Genomic DNA, 6,829 nt, shown 5'->3' on the forward strand with positions numbered 1-6,829 from the left:
CGGCCCTGACACCGCAGGTCCGCAGGCCGGTGAGGCGGTGACCGTGCCGACGCCGGTGGTGGCGCCGACGAACGCGTCGGGCGGTCCGGTGGACGAGACGGCCGTGCTGCCGCGCGTCCCGGACGGGGACGCCGGGCAGCGGTCCGGCCGGTCCGGGATGTCCGAGGCGGAGGTGACGACCGAGCTTCCCAAACCGCAGATCCCGCCGGGCGCGACCGACGAGACGGCGGTACTGCCCGCGGTTCCCCCGGGCGCGGCGGACGAGACGGCGGTGCTGCCGCCGGTGCGCGAAGACGACGAGCCCGGCGGGTTCGACGGCCCGGTGGACCGTACCCGCGAGCTGCCGCGGGTCGGCCCCGGGAGCTCCTCGCGCCGCCGGAAGCGCTCGGACTGGGCGGAGGAGACTCCGCTGGACGACCTGCCGACCCTGGCCGACGAACTGCTGGGCCCGCACGACGAGGAGCGGGGCGACGACGGCGGCGAGGGCGGCCGGGGGCGCCGGCGCTGACCCGGTCCGGCCACGGATCCGGGCGGGTACGGCCGTTGCCGGTGCCCGCCCGCGGCCGTTGTCGGTGCCCGCCCGCACAATGGGACCGCGGGCAGTCCCACAGGCAATCCACAGGCAATCCGCAGGCAATCCGTGGACAATCCGCGGACAGGACGTGACGGACGTGACGGAAGGACGGGCTGACCCATGACCGTATGGGACGACCTCGTCGGGCAGGAGCGGGTGAGCGAGCAGCTCGCCGCGGCCGCCCGGGACGCCGACGCGCTCGTCACCGCCGCGGCGACCGGTGCGCCCCCGCCCGGGGCGTCGAAGATGACGCACGCCTGGCTGTTCACCGGCCCGCCCGGCGCGGGGCGCAACCAGACGGCGCGTGCCTTCGCCGCCGCGCTCCAGTGCGTCAGCCCCGGCCGTGCCCTCGGCGGGATCCCCGGCTGCGGTTTCTGCGACGGCTGCCACACGGCGCTGGTCGGCACCCACGCCGACGTCAGCTCGATCGCCGCCGTCGGTGCGCAGATCCTTGTCGAGGCCATGCGCGACACCGTCCGCAAGTCCTTCACCGCCCCGGCCAACGGCCGTTGGCAGGTGATCCTCGTCGAGGACGCCGAGCGGCTGAACGAGAAGTCGGCCAACGCCGTCCTCAAGGCCGTGGAGGAACCGGCCCCCCGCACGGTGTGGCTGCTGTGCGCGCCCTCCATCGAGGATGTCCTGCCGACCATCCGCTCCCGCTGCCGCCACCTCAATCTGAGTACGCCCTCGGTGGCCGCCGTCGCCGACATGCTCGTACGGCGTGAGGGCATCGAGCCCGACGTCGCCGCCACCGTCGCCCGCGCCACCCAGGGCCACGTCGACCGGGCCCGCCGCCTGGCCACCGACCCCGCCGCCCGCGCCCGCCGGGCCTCCGTGCTGAAACTGCCCCTGCGGGTCGAGGACATCGGCGGCGCGCTCAAGGCCGCCCAGGAACTCGTCGACGCGGCCGCCGAGGACGCCAAGCAGCTCGCCGAGGAGATGGACGGCAAGGAGACCGAGGAGCTGAAGGCGGCGCTGGGCGCGGCCCAGGGCGGACGCCTGCCGCGCGGCACGGCGGGCGTGGTCAAGGACCTCGAGGACATGCAGAAGCGCCGCAGAACGCGCACCCAGCGCGACAGCCTCGACGTCGCGCTGACCGACCTCACCAGCTTCTACCGCGACGTCCTCGCCCTCCAGCTCGGCTCCCGCATCGCCCTCGCCAACGCGGACGCCGAGGAAGCGCTGGACCGCCTGGCCCGCGGCAGTTCCCCGGAGTCCACCCTCCGCCGCATCGAGGCGATCGCGGCATGCGGCGAGGCCCTGGACCGCAACGTGGCTCCGCTGCTCGCGGTGGAGGCGATGACGATGGCCCTCAGAGCCGGCTGAACCGACGGAGGCGCGGCCCGCCGCCCGGTCGCGTCGGCGCGGTCACTCGTACGAGGCACGGCGCGTGCGCAGAGCACCCATGTCGTTGCACACCGTTACGCTCGCTGCATGTACACAAGGCGCACCCACCGCAGGACCCGTACCGGAGCCGCCCTGCTCGCCGCCGCCGCGCTGCTGATCCCGGGCTGTTCCGCCGGGAGCACGACGAGCGGTACGGCCAGCTCGGCAGCGGAGGAGGAAGCGGCGGCAGCCCTCGCTCCCCTGCCCGGCTCCACACCCGCGGCCCTCGCGCGGTACTACGAGCAGAAGCCGGCCTGGCGCGACTGCGGCGTCGCCGGCTTCCAGTGCGCCACGCTGAAGGCCCCGCTCGACTACGCCGAACCGGGCGCCGGTGACATCCGCCTCGCCGTCGCCCGGAAGAAGGCCACCGGCCCGGGGAAGCGGCTGGGCTCACTGCTGGTCAACCCCGGCGGCCCCGGCGGCTCGGCGATCGGCTACCTCCAGGCGTACGCCGGGATCGGCTACCCGGCGGACGTCCGCGCCCGCTACGACATGGTGGCCGTCGACCCGCGCGGCGTCGCCCGCAGCGAACCCGTCGAGTGCCTGGACGGACCGGAGATGGACGCGTACACGCGGACGGACATCACACCGGACGACGAGAAGGAGACCGGCAAGCTGGTCTCCTCGTACAAGAAGTTCGCGGAAGGCTGCGGGGCGGACGCTCCGAAGCTGCTGCGCCATGTGTCCACCGTCGAGGCGGCCCGGGACATGGACATCGTGCGGGCCGCGCTGGGCGACGAGAAGCTGAACTACGTCGGCGCCTCGTACGGCACGTTCCTCGGCGCGACGTACGCCGGGCTGTTCCCGGACCGGGCGGGCCGTCTCGTCCTGGACGGCGCGATGGACCCCTCGCTGCCCGCGCGGCGGCTCAACCTCGAACAGACGGAGGGGTTCGACACGGCCTTCACCGCCTTCGCCGAGGACTGTGTCCGGCAGAGCGACTGCCCCCTCGGCGACGCGGGCACCAGCCCCGGGCAGGCCGGCAAGAACCTGAGGGCGTTCTTCGACGAACTCGACGCCCGCCCCGCCCCCACCGGGGACGCCGACGGCCGCACACTCACCGAGTCGCTCGCCACGATCGGCGTGATCGCCGCCATGTACGACGAGGGTGCCTGGCCGCAGCTGCGCGAGGCGCTGACGTCGGCGATGAAGGAGAACGACGGCGCTGGACTCCTCTTCCTCTCCGACAGTTACTACGAACGTAACGCCGACGGCGAATACACCAACCTGATGTTCGCCAACGCGGCCGTGAACTGCCTCGATCTCCCGCCCGCCTTCGACTCCCCCGACGAAGTGCGGCGGGTGCTCCCCGACTTCGAGAAGGCGTCACCGGTCTTCGGCGAGGGTCTCGCGTGGGCCTCGCTGAACTGCGCGTACTGGCCGGTCAAGGCCACCGGTGAGGCGCAGCGCATCGAGGCGAAGGGCGCCGCCCCGATCGTCGTCGTCGGCACCACCCGGGACCCGGCGACCCCGTACCGCTGGGCCGAGGCCCTGGCCGGCCAGCTCTCCTCCGCCCGCCTCCTCACCTACGACGGCGACGGACACACCGCCTACGGCCGCGGCAGCTCCTGCATCGACTCCGCGATCAACACCTACCTGCTCGACGGCACCCCGCCCAAGGACGGAAAGCGCTGCTCATAGCCGGTGCGATCACCCCCGGAGGCGGCCCCTCCGTCCCGCCTCCGGGGCCGGTACGAACCACTCCCCGAAACTGTGTAGACTTACCGACGTCGCTGATCGCACCATGGTGCACACAGCATGCCGCCTTAGCTCAGATGGCCAGAGCAACGCACTCGTAATGCGTAGGTCTCGGGTTCGAATCCCGAAGGCGGCTCTTTCTAGGACCAGGTTAGACCCCATCTGACCTGGTCCTTTTACTTTCCGTGAACGAGTCTCGCTGCGTCTGACCGGCCCGAGGGTCGCCGCTCGGGGGCTCCGGTGGACAACCGGTGGACAAGCGTGCAGCGAGCGTGCAGAGCGGTGGACGAGCCGGTGTACGAGAACCAGACTGACGTGCCAGAGGCGATGGGTCTGCCGGGCCTGGTACTCGGGGCTGCCGGAAGCAGTGCTGTTGGGGGGTTCCCATAACCGGGGGAGCCGCAGCGGCAGACCCCTCAATCCGGGGCCGGTAGACCCGTCACCGCCGGTGACAGCACGTCTGCGACATCGCCCGGCGCACCACTCAAGAGCGAAGAGCCAGCAACGACACGGCTGTCGGCCTCCAGCCGGGCATCCGGGGCGGGACGTTCAACGACGGCTCGGCCGCCCTGGCGACGCACGAACTGGACAGCGCACAGTTCTGCGCCGTCGACCGCGCCCGCACGTCGGTGGCCGAGTTCGGGATCGACTCAAATGGCGGACTCGAGACCGAGTGACCTGGATCGACGTCAGCGTAGAAGCCCCCGTAAGCGCAGCACTCACGGGGGCTTCTGCGATGCGCGGGTCAGCCGCTGACTCGACTGCCCACACCCGCAGTCGAGCTACTCGGCATTAATCTTTTCCGTCGTGGGGGAAGCCCGACACCGACGCCAGGAACTGCGCTGACGTGAAGTAGGGATTGTTCGTGCCACCGAGCACCTCGATGAGGATCGCTTCCCCGTCGCACTCCATGACTTGGTACTGGTCACCTGCCCGGAGCGCGAGGCCCTTGCCGTCCTCGCCGTCGGACACGACGTCGAAGACCTGGCCCTTCGTCGAGCACGGGGCGTTCCGCTTCTTGGCCGCAGCCTTGACGGCCCTGAATACGTTCTTCCCGCCAGCTTCAGCACCCCGGACGATAGCCCACCCGCCCACGGCAATGACGACGGCCAGCGCCCCGGGGCCGCCCACCTTCTTCGCTAGCGTCGTCATCGTCTGGTATCCCCCCAGATTGCCCACCCAAGCCTCCTCGTTGGCCGCGCATCAGGGGCAATCTTATGGAAGGTGGCCATCGATATGCCCACCAGCTACCGGGCCGCCGTGCGTACCGGGCCCGGATGATCAAGCTGTGCGCGCGGAATACGCACGGCCTCCGGAACCCGGCCAATCAGCGGCTACGCACACGCTGCGTCACTACCCGCCGAGCCCGAGGACACCTCGCACCGGTCAACGTCGTTGACCCACTTTGACCACCTTGCAGGCCTTCTGAGCCAGGAGTACCGCGCGGATCGGAGTTGATCGCCACCGACGGCCCGCAGGTCAGTCCTTCTGGTCCCTGTCGGGGAACGCCTTGCCGGCGTGAAAACATGATCGCGGCGCCCGCTCGCCGACTCCGGTAGCTCGTTGGGACACCAAGCCCGCAGGTCAGTCTGGTGCAGGGGCCGCTGCGGGGCCTTGCCTTGTTGCCGTAGAGCACGCCGGTCAGATTTCGTTTCCCCCGTGGCCCCTTGGGGCGGGCGCCGCCTTGTACGGACGGCACGAACGGAACGATCGAAAGGGGCACTCGCCCGTGGCAGAGACGGTTGCCGAGGAGAGCGAGCAGGGCCCGGAGTTGGTGGAGCGGGTCGCGGCGATCGATATCGCCAAGGCGTCCGGGATGGTGTGCACCCGGGTCCCACACGAGGAAAAGCCCGGCCGGAGAGTGCAGCGGGTGTGGCACGTGGCCGCGACCAGCGGCGCCATCCTGGACCTCGCGGACCACCTGATATGCCAGGGCATCACCCGGGTCGTGATGGAGGCCACCTCGACGTACTGGAAGCCCTTCTTCTTTCTCCTGGAGTCGCGGGGGCTGGAGTGCTGGCTGGTCAACGCGCGTGACGTGAAGAACGTCCCCGGCCGCCCGAAGACCGACAAGCTCGATTCGGTGTGGCTGGCCAAGCTGGCCGAACGCGGCATGCTGAGGGCCTCGTTCGTGCCCCGAAGCCGGTGCGCGAACTGCGGGACCTGACCCGCTCCCGCGCGGTCCTCACCCACGAGCGCACCCGGCACAAACAGCGCGCGGAGAAACTCCTGGAGGACACGCAGATCAAACTGTCCTCGGTGATCTCCGACATCTTCGGGGTCTCCGGGCGGGCGATGCTCGAAGCACTGATCGCGGGCGAACGCAGTCCCAGAGCCCTGGCGGGCCTCGCACACGGCACCATCAAGGCTTCTCCCGCCGAGCTTCAAGAGGCACTGGCCGGCGGGTTCGAGGAACACCACGCGTTCATGCTGCGGATGCTGCTGGACACCGTCGACTACCTCACCCTGCAGATCGACAAGCTCACCGCCCGCATCACCACCCGTCTCGGCGAACTCTCCACGACCCCCGGCGACCAGGACGGTGACAGGGACGACGGCCGGCCCGGCCAGGGCATGCTGATGCCGCTGACCGACATCGAGCGCCTGGACGAGATCCCCGGCGTCGGGCCCGCCACGGCCCAGGTCATCCTCGCCGAGATCGGCACCGACATGAGCGTGTTCCCCACCGCCGGCCACCTGGCCTCCTGGGCACGCCTGTCCCCCCGCACCTTCCAGTCCGGCCCGAAGAACACCTCCGGGCCCGCGGGCAAAGGCAACCCCTGGCTGCGCGGAGCACTCGGCGAAGCCGCCGTCTCCGCGGCCCGCACCGACACCTTCCTCGGCGCCCGCTACCGCCGCATCGTCAAACGACGAGGCCACCTCAAGGCCCTGGTCGCCGTCGCCCGCTCCATCCTGGTCACGGTCTGGCACCTCATGAACGACCCCACCGCCCGCTACCGCGACCTCGGCCCCGACTGGCACACCAAGAACCTCGACCCGACCCGCAAAACCCGCGACCTCGTCCGCCAGCTCACCGCCCTGGGCCACGACGTCACCCTCACCCCGGCAGGCGCCTGACACACCACCGCCAGCACGACCAGCAGCCCCGGACCCACCAGAGCCCAGGGGCTACCTCGCCATACCCACCTGACCGTCGAGTTCTCCGGTCAG

5 protein-coding genes, 1 tRNA gene and 1 pseudogene are annotated in these 6,829 nt (G+C 70.9%); 6 read left to right on the forward strand and 1 reads right to left on the reverse strand.

Annotated features, from left to right (window positions below):
- The 4 genes and pseudogenes from B9S61_RS15650 to B9S61_RS15665 all read left to right on the forward strand — a co-directional run.
- A pseudogene (locus tag B9S61_RS15650) lies at positions 1 to 508 on the forward strand (dTMP kinase); the annotation flags it as partial.
- A 186-nt stretch (positions 509 to 694) separates the two neighbouring features.
- Positions 695 to 1,900, forward strand: coding sequence for a DNA polymerase III subunit delta' (locus tag B9S61_RS15655; protein WP_103542819.1), 1,206 nt, complete (start codon positions 695 to 697; stop codon positions 1,898 to 1,900).
- Between the two features lie 108 nt (positions 1,901 to 2,008).
- Positions 2,009 to 3,601 (forward strand): alpha/beta hydrolase, encoded by a 1,593-nt coding sequence (locus tag B9S61_RS15660; protein ID WP_103542820.1) that lies wholly within the window; start codon positions 2,009 to 2,011, stop codon positions 3,599 to 3,601.
- Positions 3,602 to 3,720: 119 nt separating this feature from the next.
- Positions 3,721 to 3,794 (forward strand) — tRNA-Thr (locus tag B9S61_RS15665).
- A 656-nt stretch (positions 3,795 to 4,450) separates the two neighbouring features.
- Here B9S61_RS15665 and B9S61_RS15670 read toward each other — a convergent pair.
- Complete coding sequence (locus tag B9S61_RS15670; protein WP_103542821.1) at positions 4,451 to 4,837, reverse strand: hypothetical protein; 387 nt, start codon at positions 4,835 to 4,837, stop codon at positions 4,451 to 4,453.
- A 550-nt stretch (positions 4,838 to 5,387) separates the two neighbouring features.
- Here B9S61_RS15670 and B9S61_RS42340 point away from each other — a divergent pair.
- Together B9S61_RS42340 and B9S61_RS15680 are read left to right on the forward strand one after the other, a co-directional pair.
- On the forward strand, positions 5,388 to 5,825 hold the full coding sequence (locus tag B9S61_RS42340; RefSeq protein ID WP_258039675.1) for a transposase: 438 nt from the start codon (positions 5,388 to 5,390) through the stop codon (positions 5,823 to 5,825).
- Positions 5,804 to 6,736 carry an IS110 family transposase gene (locus tag B9S61_RS15680; RefSeq protein ID WP_258039676.1) on the forward strand — a complete coding sequence of 311 codons (933 nt, stop codon included), beginning with the start codon at positions 5,804 to 5,806 and terminating at the stop codon, positions 6,734 to 6,736. Before B9S61_RS42340 ends, B9S61_RS15680 begins: the two co-directional genes overlap by 22 nt.
- The last annotated feature ends 93 nt before the right edge of the window (positions 6,737 to 6,829 follow it).

The sequence above is a fragment of the Streptomyces sp. SM1 genome (genome assembly GCF_002910825.1).
Classification (GTDB): Bacteria; Actinomycetota; Actinomycetes; order Streptomycetales; family Streptomycetaceae; genus Streptomyces; species Streptomyces okerensis.

Coding starts and splice junctions, on each gene's coding strand:
- B9S61_RS15655 (WP_103542819.1), top strand. CDS start 695: ATGACCGTATGGGACGACCTCGTCGGGCAGGAGCGGGTGAGCGAGCAG.
- B9S61_RS15660 (WP_103542820.1), top strand. CDS start 2,009: ATGTACACAAGGCGCACCCACCGCAGGACCCGTACCGGAGCCGCCCTG.